We start from the raw sequence: 24213 nt of genomic DNA on the forward strand, positions 1-24213 counted from the left end.
CCTTTCGGAAAGGACCCATCCGATGCGGCTCAGCAGGCGCAGGATCCTCCTGGACGGCAAGCCCTCGCTGGTCATGTCCGGAGAAGTGCACTATTTCCGTTTGTTACCGGAGATGTGGGCCTCCCGGCTCGACTGGCTGGTGGACGCGGGCTGCAACGCCGTGGCGACGTACATGCCGTGGCTGATCCACGAGCGCCCGGACGGCTCGTTCGACTTCTCCACCGGTCATCGTGATCTCCCGGCCTTCCTGGACCTGGCCGAGGAACGCGGCCTGGCGGTGATCGCCCGGCCCGGTCCCTTCGTCATGGCCGAGCTCAAGAACGAAGGGATTCCCTACCGGATCCACCGCGACCTCCCCCACCTGCACCCCGTCGGCTGGAACGGAACGCCCGCACCGACGCGCACCCTCGACTACCTCGCACCCGACTTCCTGCGGGAGGTGGATCGCTGGTACGCGGCGATCCTGCCGCTGCTGGCTGGACGGGTCGCGGCCCTGCAACTGGACAACGAGATCGGGATGCTCTCCTGGGTCAGCAACACGCCCGATCTGACCGACGGGGTGCTGGCCGACTTCGCGCAGTGGGCCGCCGAACGATACGACGTGGCGGCGCGCTACGGCGCGTGGACGTCCGATGCGAGCGCGTTGCGGTCACCGCCGGCACCGGCCCTGGCCCTGCATCACGACCTGAGCGACTACATGCGCGACCGGTACGCCCGCTACATCGCCTTCCTGCGCGAGCGCGCCGAGACCTACGGGGTCGGCGGACCGTACCTGATCAACATCCACGGCACCGGCGGCGGGCGGGGCCGCACGTACCCGATCGGCATCAGCCAGCTCTACCGAGGCTACGCGGGGCAGCCCCAGATGACCTCCGGATCCGACCATTACCTGGGCGACCTGACCGTGGGCAACGTGGCCGACCTGTACGTCGGCAACGCGTTCATGGCCGCCGTGCACGACGCCGACCAGCCACTGACCTCGCTGGAGTTCGAGGCGGGCGTCAGCGACTACGCCGAAGGGCTGGATCAGCTCGTACCGCCGGAGGCGCTGGCGCTCAAGGTCAGGCTCTGCCTGGCCCAGGGGAATCGGCTGATCAACTACTACCTCTTCGCCGGCGGGTACAACTGGCCGCTGGACGAACCCGCCGACGACGGAAACGATCGCATCGCCTTCACCGGCGAGCGGCACGGGTTCGGCGCCCCGATCGGCCCTGAGGGCGAACCGAACCTGTCGTACCCGGCACTGCGCGAGGTCACCCGGGCCGCCCGAGGCGTGGCCGGCCTGCTGGCCGACATGGACGAGGAACACGACGGCCTGGCGCTCGGCTTCGTCCCCGACCACTACCTGACCGAGTACCGCCACCCCGGCGATGCCGGGCGGGCCGAGGTCGTGGCCGACCTCGAGCGCTTCCGCGGCATGGGCGCCCGCGACATCCTGGCCCGCGCCCTGCTCCTGGCGGGCTTCTCCTTCCCCGCGGTCAACCTCCAGTCGCCGGCGGCGGCGCTGCCCGAGGTGATCGTGCTGGCCGGCGCCACCACACTCGGCACCGGAGTCCAGCAGCGCCTGGCCGACCACGTACGCGGCGGAGGCCGACTCCTGCTGGCGGGTGTACTCCCCCAGCGCGACGTGGACGGCTCCCCCTGCACGATCCTGGCCGACGCACTCGGGCTCAGGGCGGGCCCGGCGGTCCACGGCAGCGCCGAGAGCTTCCCCTCGGTCCGAGCCGCGGGGCTCAGCGAGGTCCGCGTGGAGGTGTTCCAGCCTCTCACCGGCGAGGGCGAGATCCTGGCCGCGGACGTCGCATCGGGCGCCCCGGTGGGCATGGCGGTGCGCGCGGGCCGGGGCAGAGCGGTCGTGCTCACCTGCGACTACCCCTGCCACCTGGACTTCTGGCGGAGCCTGCTGGCTCGGCTGGACGTCCGCCCGCGGCACACCCACGACGCGCCCGTACCCGGCCTGATCGTCACCTCCACGGCCGACGCCGCGGGCAGACGCCTGATCCACCTCATCAACGTCGCCCCCGTCGAGCAGACCTTCACCCTGCACCGCCACGGCGAGCCGTTGTTCGGCGGCAGCCCGATCCGGCTCGCGGCCCGCTCAGGGGCGATGCTCCCCGAGGACGTCGGCCCGGTGGCGTGGTCGACCTGCGAGCTGGCGGGCGCCTCAGGTGATGGCGTCCTGCTGCGCAGGCGCCACGCGGCCGAGGCCGCGCTGGTGAACGGGCGGGCGGTCCGGTGGGAGGAAGGCCCCGCGCACCCGGGCGAGGTCGTCCGCCTTCCCGTGTGACCGCCCTGAGGCCCGCCACCCCGCGCGGTCCCCCGTCCGGTGCCGCTGGCTCCCGGTCGCTCCTGGCGGTGGCTGTAACATTTTCGGTAATCGGTTTCAGGACTGGCCATGAGCTGATCACCTCCGGGTCTCGTGGTCAAGAGCCGGAATCATCGGCGGCGTGGGGCCCCCCGGCGCGCGGATCACCGATGCGGGCCCGCGCCTGCGCGGCGACGATGTCAGCCTGGGTCCGGCCGCGCGGAAGCCCCGTTTCGTCCTGGATGGACAGGGCCTGTCGCGCGCTGTCGAGAGCGGCTTCGTGATCGCCGCTGGCGAGCTGGATCGCGGCGATCGCGGTGCGGGCCCGGCCTTCGAGCAGCCGGTATCCGGCCTTCCTGGCCAGGGCGAGCGCGGCGCGTGCGGCGTCGTCCGCGGCCGGCAGGTCCCCGCACCGGTGGTGGACGTCGGCCAGGCCGATCAGCGTCTCGGTGTGGATGTAGCCGTGGCCGATGGAGCGAGCGATGTCCGCGGCCTGCCGGTAGTCGCCGATGGCGAGCCCCAGGTCGCCCAGCGCACTGCGGATACCCGCCCGGGTGAGCAGCGTGTCCGCCTGCACCTTGCGATCGCCGATCTCCCGCGCGGTGGTCAGCGCGGCCTGGGCGAGGCGGAGCGCGTCGTGGTGGCGTCCGGCGTCACGGTGCACCCCGGCGATCGCCCGGGTGGTGGCCGCCAGCCGGCCGCGCTCGCCGAGCGCGGCGAAGCGGTCACGTGCCTCGGTGAGGAAGCCCAGCGCCGTCTCCAGGTGACCGAGCCCCTGATGGGCCAGGCCGAGCTGGTCGAGGGTGAGCGCCTCGCCCGCCGCGGAGCCGGTCTGCCGATGCAACATGAGCGCTTCGGCGTAGTGGCCGATCGCGGCTTCCAGCCGGCCGCGCATCAGCTCGAGGTTGCCGAGGTTGCCGAGCCGAATGGCCTGGCCGGCGGCGCGCCGCGCGACGCGGTCGAGGGTCAGCGCCTGGGTGTAGCGTTCCGCGGCCCGATCGAGCTGCCCCTGCTCGGCGTACGCGGTGCCCAGGACGTTCAGGGCCGCGGACTCCCCGTCGGTCCAGTGCGCCTGTCCGGCGAGTCCCAGTGCGGACTCGCCCTCCTCGATCGCCTGGGCGTAGTCCCCGCGTGCCGCGTTGAGGGTCGCGAGGCCGAGCCGGGCGGCCGCCATCGCCTGCGGGCCGCCGCCGGCCTCCGCGGCTGCCAGAGTGGCCTGGGCGAGCGTGGCCCAGTCCACGAGTCGCATGCGGCGGTGCAGGTCACCGCGCAGCCCGTCCGCCAGGACGCAAGCCTGCCGGGCCAGGCCGTGGGCGACACCGTCGCGTACGAGGCTGATGACGTTGGCACGTTCGGCGTCCAGCCACGCCGAAGCCTGATCGGGATCGGTGAGCGTGGCCGACGCCTCGGTGTGGGCATCCAGCCGCGCCAGGTGCGGGAACAGCAGACTCGCGGCCGAGCCGACATGGTGCAGATAGTGATCGTACAGACGGCCGGCCGCCGCTCGCCGTCCGGCTTCGGGCTCTTCGGCGACCGCCGTCTCCGCGGCACAGGAACGGATCAGGTCGTGCATGCCGTAGCGGCCAGGGGTGTGCTCCTGGACGAGGTGAGCGGCGGCCAACCGCTCCAGCGCCCACTCCGCCGTCGCCGGTCCGGTGCCGGCGAGCGCGGCGGCCGTCGCCGGAGTGACGTCCGCGACCGACGTCAGGCCGAGTAGCCGGAACAGCCGCCGCGCGGCGCCGGGCAGCACGGCATAGGACAGGCCGAACGCGGCCCGCACCGCCACGTCGCCGGACCGCAACCGGCCCAGCCGGTCCTGGCGCAGGCGGGTCACGTACACGCCGATGCCGGTCTTCGGGCGTACCGCCAGATTCGCCGCGGCGATCCGCAAAGCCAGCGGAAGGTGGTTGCACAGGGTGGCGAGTTCGGCCGCCGCCTGCGGTTCCGCGCGCAGCCGGTCGTCGCCGAGGAACCGGCCCAGCAGCCCGTACGACTCCTCCGGCGTCAGCACGTCCAGGGCCAGCGGAACAGCACCGTCGAGGGCGAGCAACCCGTCGAGCCGGTCACGGCTGGTGACCAGCACGAGGCAGCCGGTGCCACCGGGCAGCAGCGGCCGCACCTGGTCGGGGTGGCGGGCGTTGTCCAGCAGCACCAGCGTATTCTGTCCGGCCAGCAAGCTGCGGTAGAGCGCGCCGGCCTCGTCCTGGTCGGAGGGCACCTGCGCGGGCGGCACCCCCAGCGCGCGCAGGAATCTCGCGAGTGCCTCGATCGGGGGCATCGGCGGGCCGTCCGCGTAGCCGCGCAGGTTCACGTAGAGCTGTCCGTCCGGGAAGCGATCGCGGACCGTGTGAGCCCAGTGGACCGCCAGCGCGGTCTTGCCGATCCCGGCGGTGCCCGCGATCGCGGAGATGGCCACTGCCCCGGCCCGAGGATCGGCGTCGGCGGGCAGCAGCGCGTCGAGCCGCCGGAGATCGCCGCCGCGGCCGGTGAAGGCGGCGACGTCGGGGGGTAACTGGGCCGGCACCACCCGGGGCGTCTCACGCTCGGACGCCCCTGCCTTCTCCTGCCCTTCCGTCAGGATCGCCTGCTGCAGCAGGCGTAGCCGTGGGCTCGGTTCCAGCCCGAGCTCGGTGTGCAGGACGCGGCGTACCCGCTGGTAGACGTCCAGCGCCTCGGCCCGGCGGCCGCAGCGTTGCAGGGCCGTCATCAGCAGGGTCCACAGCCGTTCCCGCATCGGCTGTTCCTGCACCAGCCGGTGCAGTTCGTCCACCACATCGGTGTGCCGGCCCAGCGCCAGCAGGGCGTCGATGTGGTCCTCGACGACGCTGAGCCGCAGTTGTTCCAGATGGGTCACCCGCGGCTGGATCAACGGGTTGCGGGGCACATCAGCGAGTACGGGCTCACGGTCCGGCCACAGGGCCAGCGCCTCGGCCAGCAGCGCCGCCCCGGTCTCCCGCCGCCCGCCGGCCAGCTCCCGGCGCCCGGACGTCAGCCGCCGTTCGAAGCGCATCGCGTCCACGGCGTCGTCATGAACGCGCAGCTCGTAGCCACGATCTCGGGTGATCAGGGCCTCGCCGACCAGCCGGCGCAACCGCCGCACGTAGACGGCGATCGTGTTCTTCGCCGTACGCGGCGGCCGGTCGCCCCACACCGCATCCGCGAGGGCGTCGGCGCTCACGCTCCGGCCCGCCTCGACCAACAGCACCGCCAGCACGACGCGCTGCTGTTCGGCGGCCACCGATACCCACCCTTGCCCGGTGTGCACGCGTAACGGACCCAGTATCTGAAACCGCATCTCCCACCCACGCCTTTGCCACGACGCTCCGCCATGACCCACTTCGTTCCACGACGGCGCCTGGATGACGGGCGGAGCCGGGAGACGTCATCGCCGGCTCATCGCCCGGTCAGCCCTCCGGACTACCGTCTCCGACGAGATCTCCCCACCAGTTCCGGGCGCCCGGAACAAGGATCGACGCACCGCCCGAAAGGAGCAGCCTGCCATGCGCACATCAACCGAACACCGCACATCCGACGCTCCCACGCGCCCGCGCCGGCGAACCGCGGCAATCGCCCGCCGTACCTGCCTCACCTTGGGGCTGGCCGCCGCTTTGACCGCCGGAGTCACCGCACCCGCCGCGGCCGACTGCCCTTCCCCGTCGTACGTCGGCATGTGGAAGAGCAATGACAGCGGCGGTCTCAAGCACGGCCCCGGGAATTCGCTCACGACCCTCGCGCCGGGGGGCGAGATCTTCATCGATCCGTTCGATCTCGTCACCGACTTCGCCAACATCGCCCTCGGCGGCGACGTGAAGCCGGGTACGGGTGCGGTGTACAAACTCACCGACGTCTCGACCACGACCTGGACGACCAAGGCAGCGCGCTCGAACGGCGTCATCCATCACGAGGACGAGATCAGGTTGTTCGGGACGAGCATCCTCGGTGGCGGGCTCGACGTGAGCGTCACCGTGGAATTCACCGACGAATGCAGCAACACTCCGCGGTCGGTCTATCTGGGCAGGCTGAAGGTCACGAACCAGTAGGCACTCCGGCCGGAGGCCGGCCGGGCCGTCCTGGCTCAGCCGGCCTCCCGCCTGTGCGGGACTTCGAGCCGGCCACGCCCCGAACCAGGGCACTCAGCACCGTGACGGCCAGTTGACCACGTCGAGCATGCGGGTCTCCTTCACCGGAGGTCGGGTGCGGGGTTGTTCCCGATGATTCCTCACGCACGAGCGCGCCATCATACGAACGTGCGGAAAACGCCGCAGAGCGGCCGGCCGAAGCGATGGACGCCCTGGCGGGCGGTTCTCCGGGCGTACCCGGTACGCCGGCTCCGCGTCGGCGTCCGGACCTGGCATGAGACCGGCCGCGCCGAGCCGGCGCCCGTCCTCGATGGTCGGCGTTGCCAGGGTCGGACCTCACAGACCCGCGAGCATGCCTCCGTCGATCAGCACCGACGTGCCGGTGAGGAAGCTCATGTCGGAGGAGGCCAGCGCGAGTGCCGCCGTGGCCATCTCCGTAGGCTGGGCCATCCGCTTGAGGCCGTCGATACCGGCCTGCGGGCCGGCCTTCAACGCCTCCCACTCCTCGTCGTTCGCATCCGGAGCCAGCACGGGACGCCAGGCGTCCACCATGGGCGTGTTGGTGGTGCCGGGGGAAAGGGCCACGACCCGGATGTTCCACGGCGCCGCGCCGTATTCAATGGCGGCCGCCCGGACCAGGCCGGTCACTCCGCCCTTGCTGGCGGCGTAGGCGCCGATCATCGGCCGGGTGGCGAACTCGTTGGCCGATCCGGTGACCAGGATGACGCCGCCGCCGGAGTCCCGGATATAGGGGGCCTCATGCTTGATGCAGAGGAATACGCCCCTGGTGTTGGTGGCCTGCGTGTCGTCCCAATCCTCGACGTCCATGTCGTGCAGCGGCTTCAGGTGCTGCACGCCCGCATTGTTCATGGCCACATGCAGACCGCCGTACTTCTGCGCGACCCGGTCCACGAACGTCTTGACCTGCCTGGCGTCGCGTACGTCCGCCTTGATGTAGGTCGCTTCGCCCCCGGCCTGCCTGATCTCACGCTCGACCTGGCGACCCAGTTGCTCCCGCCGCCCGCAGAAGCCCACCTTCGCGCCTTCGCGGGCGAACGCGACGGCTGAGGCTCTGCCGATGCCCGATGTCGCGCCCGTGATCAGCACGACCTTGCCTTCATAACGTCTCGCGACCGCCGCAGCGGACGGTGTCGCGTTCGCCGGCGCGGCGGTGACCGCGATCCCCGCCGCGCTCGCGAGTGCTCCTGCCAGTACCGACCGCCGCCCCAGGGGGGGAAGAACTATTCATGATCTCCCTAAATGCGAGTTATGGCTCGTATTGCGGTCCATAGATTACGAGCTTTTATTCGCGTTCGTCAACCGGCAGGAGCCGACCGGTTCTCAGGATGCAGGCGCCTCAGGATCTGCCGCTCCCTGGCCAGGATGCTGGTGCTGTTCGCACAGAGCGACGCCAAGGCCGGCCACCGTGTCCCTGGTCACCCGGTGCACCGGCATCGAGGCGATCGACAGGTAGCGCAGCAGTTCCTCGGTGGCACGCGCCGCAACGGTCCTGAGGCGCGTGGATGTCGTGCCTCGGGCAGGCCGTCCACGATCTCCCGCGCCGCGGACGGCGGGGTGATGGCGTCGCGGGTACCGGCCGCGACAAGGTCGCGAGGTCAGGAGCGGCCCAGGGCGAACCGCTCGGCGAAGGCGGACATCTGCTCCCTGCGCCCCTCCGGTTCCATCGTGGTCGGGTTGAGGACCAGGCGTGTCACACCCGCCGCGGCCAGTTCCTCGACCTGCTCGGCCGACATGGCCAGCGACCCCCACCGCGTGTACTCCAGCGTCGCGGCGTCGCGCCCGGCCTCGGCGGCGACGGACCGGACCAGCTCCCACTGGCTCTGGCGTTCCTCGTCGGTGAGCGCGCCGCCGGGGAAGTAGCCGTCGCCGCGCAGCCCCGCGCGGCGGGCGGCGGCCCGGCTCGACCCGCCGACGTGGATCGGCAGGTGCGTGACCCCGTACGGCTTCGGGTAGCTGGTCACGCTCTCGAAGCCGAAGAACTCGCCGTCGAAGCCGACTCCCTTCTCATCGCCCTCCCACAGCAGCCGCAGCACGTCGATGGCCTCGTCGGTACGGCGTCCGCCCCGTACCTGGCACCGGGATACAGCACGATGTGCTCGGGCAGGTAGAGCCCTTCGAAGCCGCACGCCTCGGCGTGCTGGGCGTGGGCCACGAGCCGGTCGGGGTCGAGGCCGTCGGCCGGGGAGAAGCAGAGCGCGAATTTCATGGTCGTCCTCGTCGCACGATGGTTTTCGATCAAGCTAGAACATTGCCACCGGCGTCAAGGCCAACCCGGCTTCGACTCTCGGGCCGCGCACGTCGGAGGGTCTTGACGGCGCCGGAGTGTCGATGTCACCCTGAAGCCAGTCGATCGATCGATTGGGAACGATGTGTCCAACCTCGACCGGGTCCAGCAGGCCGCCGTGCGGTTGTTCGCGGAGCGCGGGTACGCCGCGACGGGAATCCGCGAGATCGGCCGCGCCGTGGGGCTGAACTCCGGGACGCTCTACCACTACGCGTCGAACAAGGAGGAACTGCTGGTCGGCATCATGCAGGCCGGCATGGGCGAGCTGCTGCGGGCGGCCCGCGAGGCGGTCGGCCACAGCTCCGACCCGGTCGTCCAGTTGGGCCGCCTGGTGCTGGCCCACGTGACGATGGAAGCGGTCAATCCCCTCACCTCCCGGGTCAACGACCGCGAGGTCCACTCCCTGACCGAGCCGAACCACGCCATCGTGGTCGGGCTGCGGGACGACTACGAAGCCGTGTTCCAGCAGGTGCTGGAACACGGCGCGCGGCAGGGCGACTTCCGGATCACCGACGTCGCCATGACCCGCCTGGCCCTGATCGCGATGTGCAACGGGGTGGCCCACTGGTTCCGCCCCGACGGTCGGCTGCCGGTCGCCCGGGTGCAGGACTCCTACCTGGAACTGACCTGCAACCTGGTCGGCTCGCGTCCGGTGCGGCGCGCCGAGTGCGGGCCCGAGGTGTCCATCACCTCGCTGAGGTCCGAACCCCGGATCGACGCCGGCCGGGAGCAGACGTCCGCCTGAGCGCGGACGCACCCGCGACCGCGCCGGCGGCCGGCGGGCGAGCGCTGTCTACCTGCGGAGGTGGCACCACGATGGACACCAGGCCCACGCCGCGCGTCGTCGTCGGCAAGGACGCGGCGGACGCCGCCCCGGCGGATCGTTCGATCCCCGACCTGCTGCGCGACGCCGCGGCACGGTACGGCGCAGCGGAGTTCCTGCGCTTTCCCGGCACGTCGCTCAGCTTCCAGGAGGCCGACGCCCGCAGCGAGCGCCTCGCCCGGGTGCTGGCCGCCCGCGGCGTCGAACCCGGAGACCGGGTCGCCGTCATGATGGGCAACACGCCCGGGTGGCCGCTGAGCTGGTTCGCGATCCTGAAGGCCGGGGCCGTCGCCGTGCCGGTCAATCCGCGGTTACGCGCCCACGATCTCGGGTTCGTGCTGCGTGACTCCGGCGCCCGGTCGGTGCTCGCCGACGACGAGCACACCGGCATCGTCAGGGCGGTGGCGTCCGGGCTCGATCCGGCCCCGCTGGTCCGCACGCTCGCGGACCTCGACGCCGAGGCCCGCCGCTCGCCCGCGCCCCCGCTGGAGGTGCGCACGCGCTCCGACGACGTCGCCAACTTCCAGTACACCTCCGGGACGACCGGCTTCCCGAAGGCCTGCGTGCTCACCCACGACTACTGGGTGCGGACCGCGTGGCTGGTCGCCCGCGAGGCGGAGGTCCGCACCGACGACGTGGTCCTGATGGCCCAGCCGTTCTCGTACATGGACGACCAGTGGACGGCGGTGATGTGCCTGATCGCCGGGATCCCGCTCGTCGTGCTGCCCCGCTTCTCGGCGTCGGGGTTCTGGCCCGCGGTCCGCGAGCACCGCGCCACGCTCACGTACGTGCTGGGCACGATGCCGCTGCTCATGCACAAGCAGCCGCCCGACCTCTCCGACGCGGTCAACGACATGCGACTGGTGCTCTGCTCCGGCATCGCGCCGCACCTGCACCGGGCCTTCGAGGAGCGCTGGGGCGTGCCCTGGCGCGAGATCTACGGCTCCACGGAGAGCGGCCTCGACCTCGTCGCCGCCCCTGGCGCGGACGACACCGTCGGCACCGGCGCCATGGGGTATCCGCCGCCGGGGAAGGAGGTCCGCGTCGCCGGTCCCGACGGCGGCACCGTGCCCGACGGGGAGGTGGGCGAGATCGTCGTCCGGGGCCGCCCCATGATGACCGGCTACTGGAACCACCCCGAGGCCACGGCCGAGGCGCTCGCGGACGGCTGGTACCACACCGGCGACCTCGGCTACCGCGACCCGCGGGGAAGCATCCACCACGCCGGGCGGCTGAAGGACATCGTCCGCCGCGGCGGCGAGAACATCTCCTGCGCCGAGGTGGAGAGCGTGCTCGCCCGGCACCCGGCGGTGGTGGCGGCGGCGCTCGTCCCGATCCCCGACGAGCTGTTCGGCGAGTTGCCGAAGGCGTTCGTGCAGTTGCGCGCCGGCCACCCGGCGGACACGGCGACCGCGCGCGACCTGCTCGACCACGCGCGGGAGCGCCTCGCGCCGTTCAAGATCCCCGCCTTCGTCGAGTTCGTGGACGGCTTCGTGATGACGCCCTCGGAACGGATCCGGAAGCGGGCCCTGCTCGAACCCGCCCGCGACCAGCGGAGCGGCTGCTTCGACGCCGCCACCGACTCCTGGAAGTGAACGAGAGGACCCCCATGCCCCACTGGCACACCGAGTCCGGCCACCTGCGTGCCGGCATCGACCGGGACGTCGCCGTCCTCACCCTCGACCGGCCCGGCAAGCTGAACGCCCTCACCGGCCTCATGCGGCGCGACCTGGCGGCCGCCATCCGGCACTTCGGCACCGGCGGGCGCAGCCGCGGCGTCGTCGTCACCGGCGCGGGGCGGGCCTTCTCGGCCGGCATGGACCTGGAGGAGGCCGCCCGGCTGCCGGAAGGCGGGCTCGTCGCCGAGGCGGAGTCGTTCAACGACATCACCCGGGCGGTGCTGGAGACGTCGGTCCCCGTCGTCGCCGCGCTGAACGGCCTCGCCGTCGGCGGCGCCGGCGAGCTGACCCTCTGCTTCGACGCCCGTCTCGCGAGCCCCGCCGCCGGGTTCTACCTGCCCGAGAACGCCACCGGCCTGTCGATCTCCAACGCCGCCAGTGTGCTGCTGCCGAGGCTGGTCGGCCACCGCGCGCTGCGCCTGGTCATGGAGTCCGCGCGCATCGACGCGGAGACGGCGCTGGCCTTGGGCCTCGTGGACGCCGTCGTCCCGCAGCCGGGGCTGGTCGGCGCGTGCGTGGACCTCGTCCACCGGTGGCACCCGCCCGGCTCCGCCACCGCCGCCCACCTGCGGCTGCTGCGCCCGCCCGCCGACCTCGTCGCCGCCGCGATGGACCGCGAGAGCCAGGCCGCCGCCGAGGTCGAAGCCTCCGGCATCGCCCGCGCCGGGATCGCCCGCTTCCTCGACCGCCCCGGGGCGTGAACCTCCCGGCGACGGCGTCCTGCTCCGTCGGCCCCTGCCCGCATCGTCTTCTCCCGGAGTGCCTCGCGTGAAAGCCGTCGTCTACCGCCGATACGGCGGGCCCGAAGTCCTCGAGACCGCCGACGTCCCCGACCCCCGGCTCGGGCCCGAATCCGTGCTCATCGACGTCAAGGCCGTCTCGGTCAACCCCGTCGACTGGCAGACCGCCGCGGGAGACCTCGACAGCCGCTTCGACGTGCACTTCCCCGTGATCCCCGGCTGGGACGTGGCCGGCGTCGTGGCACGGACCGGCCCGACGGTCACCGGGTACGCCGCCGGCGACGAGGTCTTCGGCTACGTGCGGCGCGACAGCATCGGGCCCGGCACCTACGCCGAACGCGTCGCCGCGCCCGTGCGCACGATCGCCCGCAAGCCGGCCCGGCTGACCTGGGAGCAGGCGGCGGCCGTCCCCGTCGCCGGGCTGACCGCCTACCAGTCGCTCGTCGGCGTGCTCGCCGTGTCGGCCGAGGACACCGTCCTGGTGCAGGCGGCGGCCGGTGGCGTCGGCACGTTCGCGGTCCAGATCGCGCGGGCCCTCGGCGCCCGCGTCATCGGCACCGCCTCGCCGCGCAACCACGACTACCTGCGCGCGCTCGGCGCGGAACCCGTCGCCTACGGCCCCGGCCTGGCCGGACGCGTGCGGGCGCTGGCTCCCGGCGGCGTCACCGCCGTCCTGGACATGTACGGCGGCGAGCCGCTGCGGGCCTCGGTGCGGCTGCTCGCCGACGGTGCCGGGACGCGGGTCGTCTCGCTGGCCGACGACGGCGTCAGGGAACTCGGCGGCACCTTCGTCTTCGCCCGCCCGAGCGCCGGCGACCTCGCCCGGCTGGCCCGGCTCGCCGACGACGGGCGGCTCGTCCCCGAGATCGCCCGGGTGCTGCCGCTCGACGAGGCCGCCGAGGCGTTCCGGCTCAGCCGGTCTGGCCATGTCCGGGGCAAGATCGTCCTCACGCCCGCCGGCGGCGGGTGACCGCCGGCGAGCGTGAGGGGGCACGGTCGAAGGCACTCGTTCGCGGGCGGGCCTACGGCTCGGTGCGGCGGCCCCGGGGCGGGCGATGCCGTCCTCGGGGCCGCCGCCGGGTTCAGGAACCGCGCCTGGCCTGCCAGTTGAGGTAGGCGACGCAGGCCAGGTAGGAGCCCTGCTGCGGTTCGACCGCCCGTCCCTCGTAGATCGCCCGCGCGTGCGGCAGCACGGCGGCGTCCCAGTCGGCGACCGCCATCCAGCGGGGGGCCTGCAGATACTGCCCCGCGGTGGTGGAGCCGCCGGTGCCGTCCACGCGCACGTTGGCGGTGGCGATGCCGTCGGCGCCCGGCGTCGCCACCAGGTTCCTGCTGTAGGTCCTGGCGAAGCGGACCATGTCGCGGCCGGAGTAGAAGATCTTGTGACGGAAGGCGGCGACGGCGAACTCGACGTCGATGGCCCCGTGGCTCAGGTCCTCGATCTGCCGCGCGCCGGCGGTGAGGGACGGGGTGTACTCGGAGACGCCCGAGGCGGCGTCGAAGCCCTGGTAGACCTTGCCGAACGTGGGCCAGTACGACCAGACGTAGGCGTCGCCGGCGTCGACCGTGAGCTCACGCGAGAAGGTGACGGCCAGCCGGCGGGCCCGGTCCTTGGCCGCGCGGTCCCCGGTGGCCGCGGCCAGTTCGGCGTAGGTCTGGCCGAGTGCCAGGCTCTGGTTGGTGGGCTGTTCGGTGCCGTCGTAGGCGAGCGGCGTCCCCTTGTTCCAGACGAAGTAGCCGCGTCCGTCGTCGGTCTGCCGCCACTCCGCGTCGTGCACGGCGGCGGCGGCCTTGACGGCGCTCACGTACTCCAGCGCCTTGCTCTTGTAGCGCCGCCAGAGGGACGGGTCGGTCAGCACGATCCGGGCGAACGCGGCGATCGGGTAGGTGATCATGCCGGTGTGCACGCTGAAGATGACCGGCTCCGACACCAGCGGCACGGGGCCGAGGGCGGGGATCACGCCGCCGGCCGGTGTGTCACGCGGGTCGCGGGCCGTCACCATGGTCGGGGTGGGGTAGGCGGCCAGGATGCGCTTGACCGCGTAGTCGGCCGAGGCCGGGTCGAGCGACAGGTCGGGGAAGGTGGCGACCCTGGCCGTCCGGTTGTTGCGCACCTCCAGGGAGAAGCGGTCGGCGGAACTGCCCGCCGTGACCGTGGCGACCGCCTCGTCGGCGTAGCTCAGGGCGCTGCGCACCTCCAGCAGCGGTGTGCCGCCGGCGTCCCGCAGCAGGGTCTTGCCCACCGTGTAGGGGTGCATCGCCCGCCAGGCGGGCAGCGACCTGCCGCTGTGGTCGGTGACGCCGCGCGCGGAGTCGCGGTTGGCCAGCACCTGGTCGGCGTTCTCGACCAGGCGGTCGAGGTAGTGGGTGTCCCGGTAGGCCTCGTACATGCGCATGAAGCCCAGCAGGACGTAGGACTGCCCCCAGGCCAGCCCGCCGTGCTCGTTGGTGTCGCCGGGCTGGCCGACGCCGCCGCTGCTGTGGAAGACCCGGTCGAACAGGTCGAAGGTCTCCCGGGAGGTGTAGTCGTGGGTGGCGGAGGTGGTGGTGAAGCCGAGCGCGCCCAGGGCCAGGGCGCCCATTCCGAACTGCCTGCGGGTTAACATGATCAGCCTTTCACTGCGCCTCGCATGCCGTCGAGGATGTGGCGTTGCATGAGCATGAAGACGATGACGACCGGGATGATCGACATGATCGTGCCGGCGGCCAGCGTGCGGATGTCGGTGCCGGTGATGCCGGCCAGGTAGGAGATGCCGAGTGCGAGCGGGTACTTGCCGGAGTCCTTCAGGACCACCAGCGGCCAGATGAAGCTGTTCCAGACCGAGATGAAGCCGAAGATGCCGAGGATGGCCAGCGTCGGGCGCGCCGCGGGCAGCATGACGTGCCAGAAGATGCGCAGTTCGTGGCAGCCGTCGGTGCGGGCGGCGTCCACGACGTCGCGCGGGACGCTCGCGAACGTCTGACGGAGCAGGAAGACGCCGAAGGCCGACAGCAGGCCGGGCAGGATGACGCCGGCGAAGGAGTCGGCCATCCCGAGCTGCGTGACCACCAGGAACCTGGGGATCAGCATGAGTTCGCCCGGCAGGAACATCGTCGACAGGATCGCGAAGAAGACCAGGTTGCGCCCGCGGAAGCGCATCTGGGCCAGCGGGTAGGCGCACAGCGCCGAGACGATGACGTAGGCGGGCACCATCACGCCGACGTAGATGACGGAGTTGAGCAGGTAGGTGGGGTACGGGATCGAGGTCCACGCCTCGACGATCCAGTCGAGCACCGGCGGGCGGGGGATGACGTCCGGCGGGAAGGAGTAGACGGCCTGGTCGGCGGGTTTGAGCCCGGCCGACAGCAGGATCAGGAACGGCCCGACGAACACCAGGGCGATCGCCGTGAGCACGAGGTACATCCCCGCCCGCCTGAGGATCATGCCATGACCGTCCTTCCGCGGGTGATCCGGTAGTTGAGGATGGCCAGGCCGATCATCAGCACCCAGAGCACCAGCCCCATCGCGCTGGCGTAGCCCATGTCGTAGCGTTCGAAGGCCGCCGACCAGATGTAGTAGCCGAGCGTGAGCGTCGTGTCCTGGGGCCCGCCCCTGGTCATCACGTAGATGGAGGTGAAGGCCTGCATCGCGTCGAGCATCTCCACGGTGAACGCGACCGCGATGTACGGCACGAGCAGCGGCACCGTGATGCTGCGCAGCCGCCGCCAGGGTCCGGCGCCGTCCACGCGGGCGGCCTCGTAGATGCTCTCCGGGATCGTCTGGAGCCCGGCGAGGTAGATCATCATGTAGAAGCCCATGTTCTTCCAGCCCTCGACCAGGATGACCGCGGGCAGCGCCCAGTCGGGGTCCAGCAGGTACTGGATCGGCCGGTCGAGCAGGCCCGCCCCGGTGAGCATCCAGTTCAGGACGCCCTGCTGGTGGAAGACGTACTCCCAGGCGATGCCGACGGCGACCATCGAGGTGACGACCGGCAGGTAGTAGAGCATCCGGAACGTCCTGATCCCCGGCAGCTTCTGGTTGACCAGCACGGCCAGCAGCAGCGGCGCGACGACCAGCAGCGGGAACAGCCCGACCAGGAACAGGAACGAGTTGAGCAGCGCGGTCCAGAACCGGTCGTCGCCCAGCATGCGGACGAAGTTGTCGCCGCCCACGAAGACGGGCGGCGGGGAGATCATGTCGTACTTCAGGAACGAGAGCTGGATCGCCGTCACCGCCGGCCAGGCGAAGAAGACGCCGAACAGGACGAGGGCGGGGGCGGCGAAGAGGTAGGGCGTGTACCAGCGCTGGCCGGGGAGGCGCATGGCCTCACATCCTTCTTCGACGATTGTGACGGCCGTAGATCAGATATCGGATGGCCAGAAGTTATACAAACCACACACAGACGGTCAATACCTGGCCTTGACCGGAAAATCCTGACCTGCCATTCTGCCGAAAGAGACTTTAAGGACGGCCAGAATCGAGGACCACCGCGATGTCCCGTAGGTTTGCCTTAGCGGCAGGAGCGCTGGCACTGTCACTCCTGAGCACCGGATGCGTGGCCGGCACGTCCACCGGCGGCACCGAGACCGCCTCCGACCAGCCGTTCGAAGGCCAGGTCGAGTTCTGGACGATCAACCTCAAGAAGAACTACGGCGACTACGTCAACGGGCTCATCGCCGCCTACCAGAAGCAGCACCCCAAGGTCACGATCAAGTGGGTCGACGTCCCGGGCCAGGAGAGCGCCACCAAGCTGCTCGCCGCCGTGGCCAGCGGCGCCGTGCCGGACCTGGTCAACGTCAGCTCCATCGAACTGGGCCGCTTCGTCCCGTCGCTGACCCCGCTCGACGAGCTGCTCACCCCCGAGGACCTGGCCGACTTCCAGCCCAACCTGGTCGCACCGCTGCGCACCGGCGGCAAGCTCTACGCCCTGCCCTGGTACAACGGCGGCGCCCCGGTGGCGATGTACCGCAAGTCCGTGGTGACCAAGGCCGGGTTCGACCCGGCCGCCCCGCCCAGGACGTACGACGAGGCGCTCGCCCTCGGCGACAAGGTCCACGACAAGACCGAGGTCTACGGCTCCAACATCATCCCCGACCACAACGTGCTGCGTTACTACGGCATCGAACCCCTGTCCGCGGACCGCAGGACCGCCGCGTTCAACACCCCGCAGGCCGTGGAGATCCTGGAGAAGTTCAAGAAGAGCTACGGCGCCGGCATCGCGCCCGGCGCGGTCTCCAAGGACATCCGCAACCTGCCGCAGACGCTGGAGAACGGGCAGATCGCCTTCAAGCCGACGGCCAACGCCGCCGAACTGCTCAACGTGCAGAAGAACGCCCCGGACGTCTACGACGACCTGGCCGTCACCGAGCCGGTCCGGATGGGCACCGGCGAGTACCTGCTGCTGGCCCAGCAGGCCTTCTCCATCCCCCGGGCCTCCGCGCACAAGAAGGCCGCCGCGGAGTTCCTCAAGTACGTCACCAACGGCGCCAACCAGCTCGCCTTCTGCAAGATCGTGCCGATCTACCCGTCCACGATCTCCTCCACCAAGGACCCCTTCTTCACCCAGGGCGCCGACGGCGACGCGATGAGCGCCGCCCGCCAGGTCATCGTGAAGGGCATGGCCAAGCTGGCCTACCACCCCGTCGGCACCAGCAAGGACGCCGAGCTCGGCGAGTACTTCGCCGAACAGGTCAGGGCCTTCCTGACCGGAACCAAGAGCGCCGAAGAAGCCCTCGACACCGCCGAGAAGCAATGGAATGACGCACTTGCCTCCTAAATTGAGAATCGGGATCATCGGCACCGGCATCATGGGCCGCGGCCACGCCGAGGTGCTGGCCGCGCACCCGGACGCGGAGATCACGGCCGTCTGCCGCCAACCGCTCGCCGGCGCGCCGGTGTTCCCGACCTACCAGGCGCTCATCGAGTCCGGTCTGGTCGACGCCGTGTCGATCACCACCCCCGACCACCTGCACGCCGACGTGATGGTCGCCGCCGCGCGGGCGGGCCTGCACATCCTGGTCGAGAAGCCCTTCACCACCACGGTCGAGGACGCCGACCGGGCCGTACAGGCCATCAGGCAGGCGGGCGTGACCGCCATGTGCCTGTTCAACCACCGCTGGGTGCCCGCCTACGCGCAGGCCAAGGACCAGATGCCGGTGGTCGGCGAGCCGGTCGTCGGCTACGCGCGCAAGGACGACACGATCTACGTCCCGACCGAGATGATCTCGTGGGCGGACCAGACGACCTGCGCCTGGTTCCTGTCCAGCCACGACATCGACCTGCTGACCTGGCTCTACGACGACCACGTGGTCGAGGTCTACGCCACCGCGCGCTACGGCAAGCTGAAGGTCACCCCGGACGCCATGCAGATCCAGGCCAGGTTCAGCCGCGGCGCGATGGCCACGTTCGAGTCGGCGTGGATCTACCCCAACACCTTCCCCACGATGGTCGACAGCTACGTCACCGTGGTGGGCGAGGACGGGGTGATCCAGCTCGACCGCCAGAAGGAGAACATCCAGGTGGCCACCGGCAAGGGCTACGCCTACCCGCGCAACATGCTGCAGCGCGTCGTGCACGGGATCCCGGCCGGCGCCTACCGCGACGCCATCCACCACTTCGTGGAGTGCGCGCGCACCGGGGCCGAGCCGCTCATCACGGTGGAGAGCTCGCGGCACGTCACCGCCGTGCTGGCGGCGGCCCACGAGTCGGCGGCCTCGGGCCTCCCGGTGCGGGTCTCATGACGTACGTGGAGAACCCCCCGCACGTGGACGGGGCACGCATGCGGCACATCACCGACCGGGCCCTCCTGGCCGAGCTGGGCGTCGCCTCCGTCGCCGAGGCCAGGCCGTGGCGCCGCCGCGACCCGGCCTGGGACGTCACCGCGACGATCGAGGAGGCCGACGCGCTCCTCGGGGCCGAGGTGGACTTCCTCGACAAGGGCCGCGGCCGGTCCCGGCTGTACGGCTTCCACTACCTCAGGTGGATGACGCCGCTGGTGCACGCCTACCGCGAGACCGGCGACGCCCGCTACGCCGCCGAGTGGGACCGCCTGTTCCGCCAGTGGTACGACACCAGGGACCAGGTCCGCGGCGACTGGCCCGGCCTCGACGTCATCTGGTACTCGCTGGGCGTGTGGGCCAGGTCGATGCACCTGACCCGCGCCATGGCGGTGCTGGCCGAGGAGCCCGCGCTGAGCGACGAGTGCTGGGCGATGATGATGAAGACCGTGCTCGGCGGCGCCCGCTGGTCGGCGGAGGAGCACGCGGCCTTCCGCCACGGCAACTGGCAGTTCGTCTGCGTCGCGGAGCTGCTGCACGTGGCCACGCTCTTCCCCGAACTGCCCGAGGCGCGCGGGTGGGCGGAGATCGCCCGGGCGCGCATCCTGGAGCACCTGGAGCTCGACGTCCGCGCCGACGGCGGCCACCACGAGCGCTCCCCCGGCTACCACGGCATGGTCCTGGACGCCGTGCGCCGCGTGGTGGCCGTGGACCCCGGCTTCGCCGAGCACCCCAAGGTGCGGGCCATGCACTCCTGGTTCGGCTCGCTGGTCACCTCCGGCGGCTGGATCCCGCACCTTCAGGACAGCGGCGTCGTCTGGCCCGAGGAGGAGCCGGTGCCCGGCTCGCACCTGCTCGACGCGAGCGGGTACGCGATCTTCCGGTCCGGGCACCTGCACACCGTGATCAACTACGGGCCGTACGTGGGGCACGAGCTGGAGCCGCACAGCCACCACGCCGCGCTCGACTTCGTGCTGTCCGGCTGGGGCGTGCCGCTGGCCTGGGAGGCGGGCGGCCCGCCGTCCTACGACGACCCCGGCTACTACGACTGGTACCAGGCCACCCGCGGCCACAACACCCTCCTCGTCCCGGGCCAGGACTACACCGAGGACCGGCGCGCCGCCCTCGACCTGTTCCACGCCGGGCGGCACGTGGACGTCTTCGCCGGGCACCACCACGGGTACCCGGAGCGGCACGACCGGCGGATCGTGTTCGTCCGCGACGAACCGTCGTACTGGCTGGTCACCGACCGGATCGACGCCGAGGCGGTGTGGCAGGTGCACGGGCTGGAGCCCTGGCGGCCCCACGGGCCCGGCTACCGCACCCGGGGCCTGCTCGCGGTGCCGCTGACACCGCCCGAGGAGGTCCTGTGCGGGAACGGTCCCGCGCGCGTCCCCGACCCCGCCACCAGGACCGCGGAGTACGGCGAGATCCACTCGCTGGGCTTACGCCGCGCCGACGGCCGCTTCGCCGTCGCGCTCATCCCCTTCCAGGACGAGCCGCCCGAGGTGTCCGCCGAGGCGGGCCAGACCCTCAGGGTGCGTATCGGCGCGACCGTGGACACCTTCACGGACACCACCTGGACCAGGGGCGAGAGCGGCGAGAGCTGGGCCGTCCATGGCTGAAACGCGCCCGTCGCTGCTCGACGCGGACGCCATGCTCGGCCGCCACCCGCGCAGGGACGTGGGCGGCGGAACCGTCCGGGAACTGCTGGCCGCGCTGGATCGCGTCGGGATCGCCGAGGCCGTCGTCGCCGGCATGACGGCCTGGCTGCACGACCCCCGGCTCGGCAACGCCCAGGTGCTCGACCTGGTCGCGGACCAGCCCCGGCTGCACCCGTGCTGGGTCATGCTGCCCGGCGGCTGCGACGAACTGGGCCCCGGCTTCGTCCAGGAGGCCGTGGCCGGCGGGGTGCGGGCCGTCCGGGCCTTCCCGCGCGACCACGGCTACCGGCTGGACGGGGTCGAGGCGGCCGAGGTCCTGCGCGCCCTGGCCCGGGCCCGGCTGCCGCTGCTGGTGGACGCGCCGCAGGCGGACTGGGCGAGTATCGAGTCGATCGCCGCGGCGCACCCCGAACTGCGGATCGTCGTCGGGTCCGCCGGGTACCGGATGCTGCGGCAGATCGCCGGGGTGCTGGACCGGCGGCCCAACGTGTACCTGGGGACGGCCGACCTGTCCTCGCACTGCGGGCTGGAGTGGCTGGTGGCGCGCTACGGCGCGGGGCGGATCGTGTTCGGCACCGGCCAGCCGTACCGGGATCCGGCCGAGGCGGTGACCCGGCTGCTGTGGTCGGAACTCGGCGATCCGGACGTGGCCGCCATCGGGAGGGGGATCCTGTGAACGAGACCGCGCGGGCCGTGTGGGAGCGGCGACCCCAGCGGGTGACCCGGATCGTCGACGCGCACGCGCACGCCGGGCCGTACAGCCTGTTCTTCATCCCCGAGGCGGACCCGGCGGCGATGATCAGGGTGATGGACCGGTGCGGCGTCGCGCACGCGGTCTTCTCCAGCCACCTGTCCATCCAGCTCGACGCGGCGGCGGGGAACGCGGCGACGGCGGCGATCGTGGCCGAGGCGCCCGACCGCTTCACCGGCTACCTCACGGTCAACCCCTGGCAGGACCCGGTCGCCGAACTGGAGCGGTGGGGCGGCGACCGGCGCTTCGGCGGCATCAAAATCCACCCCGACCTGCACGAGTACCCGCTGGACGGGTCCAGGTACGGCCCGGTGTGGGAGTTCGCCGCGCTGACCGGGTGCCCGGTGCTCACGCACACGTTCGCCGGCTCCCCGTACAACGACATCCCGACGCTCGACGCGGTGGCGGAGCGGCACCCGGAGGCGACCATCCTGGCCGGCCACTCCGGGGTGACGCCGCTCGGCCTGGACCAGGCGATCGAGGTGGCGGAGCGGCGGCCACGGGTCATCCTGGAGGTGTGCGGGTCCCACAACAGCGGCGCCGACATCGCCAGGATGGTCGCGCGGGTCGGCCCCGACCGGGTGGTCTACGGCTCCGACTTCCCGTTCATCGACCTGCGGATGTCGCTGGGGCGCGTACTCTTCTCGGACTTGACGGACAATGATCGGGCAGCGGTGCTCGGGGGAACGATCAGTGGGTTGCTCGAGTGGAGATGACCAAGGTGGAGCGGTTGAGAACCAAGATCGCGATCGGCGTGGTCGGCCCGCACGACCTGGTGGAGCAGATCGTGCACATCGGGGCCGGGCTGCCCGATGCCGCCTCCTTCCGCCTGGTCGGGGCCCCGCACGCGGGCGAGAACGAGACGCACGACAAGCTGTCCAGGATCGTCGGCAGCATCGACGTGGTGCTCTTCACCGGCCCGCTCCAGTACGACCTGGCCCGGCGTTCCGGCGAGCTGTCCGTGCCCGCCACGTTCGTGCCGGTCAGCGGCGCCGGGCTGTACTCCAGCCTGCTGCGCGGCGTGCTCTCCCAGGGCATCGACCCGGCCCGGGTCAGCATCGACTCCATCCCCGCGGCCGACGTCGCCGAGGCTTATGAGGAGATCGGCGTCGCCATGGACGCCGTGCACGTCTCGGAGTACCACCAGCCGGAGTCGGTGCGCGACTTCATCGGCTTCCACGAGAAGCTGCACCGCGACGGGGCCACCACCGCCGCGCTCACCACGATCCGGACCGTGGCCAAGAAGCTGCAGGCCGCGCAGGTGCCGGTGCTGCGCATGATGCCGACGCCGCACACGCTGCGCCTGGCGCTCAACACCGCCGCGCTGCTGGGCACCGGCAGCCGGCTGGAGGAGGCGCAGATCGCCATCGTCCTGGTGGAGTTGGCCGCGGCGGCGCGGCCCACCCACTCAGGGCCGGGCAACTACTGGCAGCAGGAGCTCAAGCTCTCCCTGCACCAGTCGCTGCTGGCCGAGGCACGTCTGATGGGCGCCACCGTGGTGCCGCGCGGCGAGAACGGCTACGTGGTCACCGCCACGGTCGGCGCGCTCGGCCAGGCCACCGACGGCTTCCGGGTCGCGCCGTTCATGGACCGCGTCCGCGCCGAACTGGGCGTGGCCGTCGAGGTGGGCGTCGGGCTCGGGCACACCGCGCGCGACGCCGACTCCAACGCGCTCATCGCGGTCGAGCGGGCCAGGAACGCCGACGCCACCGCCGCGTTCGTCATCGGCGACGACGGCGTGGCGTTGTCCCTGCCGCCGCGCCAGCGCCGCCGGCCGGAGGAGCCCGCCGAGCCGTCCAGGAGCGACAAGATCCTCAGCAGGCTGGTCGAGCGGCTCGGCGAGGACCCCGAGTCGCTGGTGGTCGACGCCGAGACCGTGGCCGAGATCCTCGGCGTCGCGCCGCGCAGCGCCCGGCGGGTGCTGCAGGAGCTGGTGGAGGAGGGGCTGGCCTGGGCGCTGCCGCCGGTCAGATCGGCCGGGGCCGGACGGCCGCGCCAGCCGTACCGGCTGGTCAACCGCTGACTCGCCGGTGCCGGCCGGTCAGCCTCCGGCGCGGCGGTAGGCCGTCGGCGTGCAGCCCACGTGCCGCTTGAAGACGCCGCGCAGCGCCTTGGCGCTGAGGTAGCCGCAGCGCGCGGCGACCGCGTCGATGGGCAGCGTGGAGGTGTGCAGCAGGTGCCGGGCGTGCCGCAGGCGCAGCCCGGTCAGGTGCCGCAGGAACGTGCTGCGCCGCTCCTGGGCGAACAGGTGCGAGATGTAGAACGGGCTGGCCGAGATCGCCTCGGCCACCGTCGCCAGCCGCAGGCCCGGGTCGTCGAAGTGCTCGGCCATGTACCGCTCGGCCAGCGCGAGCACGCCGCGCTCCGGCGGTGCGGGCACCAGCCGCCGCAGCGCGTCCTGGAGCCACAACCGCAGGTAGGAGCGCTCGTGGATGTCCGCGACCGCGATCAGGTCGTCGATCGGCAGCCGCGCGCACGCGTCCACCCAGTCGGTCCTGCCGTCGGCGAGCCGGTTGGTGGCGGCCACGTCCACCACGAACAGCAGTTGCCCGATGAGCCGGCTGCGCAACTGCTGCGGATCGGCCCCCGGCAGCCGCGCGCACCTGTCCAGCCACGCCGAGATCAGGTCGGCCGCGCCGACCCTGTCGCCGGCCCGCACCCGGCTCGCCAGCGCCGCCTCGATCCGGACCGGAGGCACGCCCGGCCCGGCCGGGCCACCGGCCGGCGCCGCGATCACCCGGTCGCCGCCCAGCACCAGCTTGTAGGAGTTGGTGCGGCGCGCCTCCCGCTCCGCCGCCGCCCTCGATCCGCACGGCGGCCCCAGGCTGACGGTGGCGGTCAGCTCGCTCTCCCGCTCGATCCGCTCCCTGAGCCGCTCGGCCAGCAGCCCCGCCTCGGCGGCGAGCAGCCTGGGCTCCTCGCCGGTCAGCAGCACCAGCCACTCGTCCGGCGGCAGCGGGCGGCTGCTCGCGCGCTCGCCCGCGGTCACCCTGACCGCCCGCTCGACGCGATCGAGCTGCGCGGAGGCCCACGACCGGCCGCGGGCGCGCTCGGAGGCCACGAAGTCGTCCAGGTCCACCAAAGCGGCGAGCGCGTACATGTCGCCACAAT

19 protein-coding genes are annotated in these 24213 nt (G+C 71.9%); 12 read left to right on the top strand and 7 right to left on the bottom strand.

Annotated features, from left to right (window positions below):
* The first annotated feature begins 22 nt into the window (after positions 1 to 22).
* Positions 23 to 2287, top strand: coding sequence for a beta-galactosidase (locus FAF44_RS26130; RefSeq protein ID WP_237105901.1), 2265 nt, complete (start codon positions 23 to 25; stop codon positions 2285 to 2287).
* Between the two features lie 136 nt (positions 2288 to 2423).
* On the opposite strand, the gene FAF44_RS26135 is transcribed toward FAF44_RS26130, so the two are convergent.
* Complete coding sequence (locus FAF44_RS26135; protein WP_237105902.1) at positions 2424 to 5543, bottom strand: BTAD domain-containing putative transcriptional regulator; 3120 nt, start codon at positions 5541 to 5543, stop codon at positions 2424 to 2426.
* 262 nt (positions 5544 to 5805) lie between these two features.
* Between FAF44_RS26135 and FAF44_RS26140 the strand changes: the two genes are divergently transcribed.
* A complete protein-coding gene (locus FAF44_RS26140) occupies positions 5806 to 6345 on the top strand; it encodes a hypothetical protein (protein ID WP_237105903.1) in 540 nt (179 codons plus the stop codon).
* A gap of 375 nt (positions 6346 to 6720) precedes the next feature.
* Here FAF44_RS26140 and FAF44_RS26145 read toward each other — a convergent pair whose 3' ends face one another.
* Positions 6721 to 7491 carry an SDR family NAD(P)-dependent oxidoreductase gene (locus tag FAF44_RS26145; protein WP_237105904.1) on the bottom strand — a complete coding sequence of 257 codons (771 nt, stop codon included), beginning with the start codon at positions 7489 to 7491 and terminating at the stop codon, positions 6721 to 6723.
* 509 nt (positions 7492 to 8000) lie between these two features.
* Positions 8001 to 8438: an LLM class flavin-dependent oxidoreductase gene (locus FAF44_RS26150; protein ID WP_237105905.1), complete on the bottom strand. Its 438-nt coding sequence runs from the start codon at positions 8436 to 8438 to the stop codon at positions 8001 to 8003.
* Between the two features lie 336 nt (positions 8439 to 8774).
* On the opposite strand from FAF44_RS26150, the gene FAF44_RS26155 reads away from it, so the two are divergent.
* The 4 genes from FAF44_RS26155 (at position 8775) to FAF44_RS26170 (ending at position 12901) form a co-directional block, all read left to right on the top strand.
* On the top strand, positions 8775 to 9434 hold the full coding sequence (locus FAF44_RS26155) for a TetR/AcrR family transcriptional regulator (protein WP_237105906.1): 660 nt from the start codon (positions 8775 to 8777) through the stop codon (positions 9432 to 9434).
* Positions 9435 to 9505: 71 nt separating this feature from the next.
* Positions 9506 to 11107 (top strand): class I adenylate-forming enzyme family protein, encoded by a 1602-nt coding sequence (locus FAF44_RS26160; protein WP_237105907.1) that lies wholly within the window; start codon positions 9506 to 9508, stop codon positions 11105 to 11107.
* Between the two features lie 14 nt (positions 11108 to 11121).
* Entirely contained in the window at positions 11122 to 11892 is a 771-nt protein-coding gene (locus FAF44_RS26165; protein ID WP_237105908.1) for an enoyl-CoA hydratase/isomerase family protein, read from the top strand.
* Positions 11893 to 11959: 67 nt separating this feature from the next.
* On the top strand, positions 11960 to 12901 hold the full coding sequence (locus tag FAF44_RS26170; RefSeq protein ID WP_237105909.1) for an NADP-dependent oxidoreductase: 942 nt from the start codon (positions 11960 to 11962) through the stop codon (positions 12899 to 12901).
* A 112-nt stretch (positions 12902 to 13013) separates the two neighbouring features.
* Here FAF44_RS26170 and FAF44_RS26175 read toward each other — a convergent pair whose 3' ends face one another.
* From FAF44_RS26175 to FAF44_RS26185, 3 genes are read right to left on the bottom strand one after another with little or no spacing between them, the layout of a single operon-like run.
* Positions 13014 to 14513, bottom strand: coding sequence for a hypothetical protein (locus FAF44_RS26175; protein ID WP_237105910.1), 1500 nt, complete (start codon positions 14511 to 14513; stop codon positions 13014 to 13016).
* Positions 14514 to 14539: 26 nt separating this feature from the next.
* On the bottom strand, positions 14540 to 15355 hold the full coding sequence (locus FAF44_RS26180; RefSeq protein WP_237105911.1) for a carbohydrate ABC transporter permease: 816 nt from the start codon (positions 15353 to 15355) through the stop codon (positions 14540 to 14542).
* Positions 15352 to 16233: a carbohydrate ABC transporter permease gene (locus tag FAF44_RS26185; protein ID WP_237105912.1), complete on the bottom strand. Its 882-nt coding sequence runs from the start codon at positions 16231 to 16233 to the stop codon at positions 15352 to 15354. The genes FAF44_RS26180 and FAF44_RS26185 overlap by 4 nt, the downstream gene beginning before the upstream one ends.
* Before the next feature lie 233 nt (positions 16234 to 16466).
* On the opposite strand from FAF44_RS26185, the gene FAF44_RS26190 reads away from it, so the two are divergent.
* From FAF44_RS26190 to FAF44_RS26215, 6 genes are read left to right on the top strand one after another with little or no spacing between them, the layout of a single operon-like run.
* The gene (locus FAF44_RS26190) at positions 16467 to 17687 is read left to right on the top strand and encodes a sugar ABC transporter substrate-binding protein (protein ID WP_237105913.1); all 1221 of its coding nucleotides are present in this window, start codon (positions 16467 to 16469) and stop codon (positions 17685 to 17687) included.
* 1 nt (position 17688) lies between these two features.
* Positions 17689 to 18651, top strand: coding sequence for a Gfo/Idh/MocA family protein (locus tag FAF44_RS26195; RefSeq protein ID WP_237105914.1), 963 nt, complete (start codon positions 17689 to 17691; stop codon positions 18649 to 18651).
* Complete coding sequence (locus FAF44_RS26200) at positions 18648 to 20312, top strand: heparinase II/III family protein (RefSeq protein WP_237105915.1); 1665 nt, start codon at positions 18648 to 18650, stop codon at positions 20310 to 20312. Before FAF44_RS26195 ends, FAF44_RS26200 begins: the two co-directional genes overlap by 4 nt.
* Positions 20305 to 21027: an amidohydrolase family protein gene (locus FAF44_RS26205; RefSeq protein WP_237105916.1), complete on the top strand. Its 723-nt coding sequence runs from the start codon at positions 20305 to 20307 to the stop codon at positions 21025 to 21027. Before FAF44_RS26200 ends, FAF44_RS26205 begins: the two co-directional genes overlap by 8 nt.
* A complete protein-coding gene (locus FAF44_RS26210; protein WP_237105917.1) occupies positions 21024 to 21818 on the top strand; it encodes an amidohydrolase family protein in 795 nt (264 codons plus the stop codon). The genes FAF44_RS26205 and FAF44_RS26210 overlap by 4 nt, the downstream gene beginning before the upstream one ends.
* Before the next feature lie 14 nt (positions 21819 to 21832).
* Positions 21833 to 23125 (top strand): transcriptional regulator, encoded by a 1293-nt coding sequence (locus tag FAF44_RS26215; protein WP_237105918.1) that lies wholly within the window; start codon positions 21833 to 21835, stop codon positions 23123 to 23125.
* Between the two features lie 18 nt (positions 23126 to 23143).
* On the opposite strand, the gene FAF44_RS26220 is transcribed toward FAF44_RS26215, so the two are convergent.
* Complete coding sequence (locus FAF44_RS26220) at positions 23144 to 24202, bottom strand: AraC family transcriptional regulator (RefSeq protein WP_237105919.1); 1059 nt, start codon at positions 24200 to 24202, stop codon at positions 23144 to 23146.
* Positions 24203 to 24213: the final 11 nt, after the last annotated feature.

This window comes from Nonomuraea sp. MG754425, assembly GCF_021699195.1.
In the GTDB taxonomy this organism is placed as follows: Bacteria; Actinomycetota; Actinomycetes; order Streptosporangiales; family Streptosporangiaceae; genus Nonomuraea.

Excerpts from the sequence above, each read along its gene's own strand:
- FAF44_RS26160 (WP_237105907.1), top strand. The coding sequence starts at position 9,506 with ATGGACACCAGGCCCACGCCGCGCGTCGTCGTCGGCAAGGACGCGGCG.
- FAF44_RS26205 (WP_237105916.1), top strand. The coding sequence starts at position 20,305 with ATGGCTGAAACGCGCCCGTCGCTGCTCGACGCGGACGCCATGCTCGGC.
- FAF44_RS26140 (WP_237105903.1), top strand. The coding sequence starts at position 5,806 with ATGCGCACATCAACCGAACACCGCACATCCGACGCTCCCACGCGCCCG.
- FAF44_RS26200 (WP_237105915.1), top strand. The coding sequence starts at position 18,648 with ATGACGTACGTGGAGAACCCCCCGCACGTGGACGGGGCACGCATGCGG.
- FAF44_RS26165 (WP_237105908.1), top strand. The coding sequence starts at position 11,122 with ATGCCCCACTGGCACACCGAGTCCGGCCACCTGCGTGCCGGCATCGAC.
- FAF44_RS26185 (WP_237105912.1), bottom strand. The coding sequence starts at position 16,233 with ATGCGCCTCCCCGGCCAGCGCTGGTACACGCCCTACCTCTTCGCCGCC.
- FAF44_RS26175 (WP_237105910.1), bottom strand. The coding sequence starts at position 14,513 with ATGGGCGCCCTGGCCCTGGGCGCGCTCGGCTTCACCACCACCTCCGCC.
- FAF44_RS26180 (WP_237105911.1), bottom strand. The coding sequence starts at position 15,355 with ATGATCCTCAGGCGGGCGGGGATGTACCTCGTGCTCACGGCGATCGCC.
- FAF44_RS26220 (WP_237105919.1), bottom strand. The coding sequence starts at position 24,202 with ATGTACGCGCTCGCCGCTTTGGTGGACCTGGACGACTTCGTGGCCTCC.
- FAF44_RS26130 (WP_237105901.1), top strand. The coding sequence starts at position 23 with ATGCGGCTCAGCAGGCGCAGGATCCTCCTGGACGGCAAGCCCTCGCTG.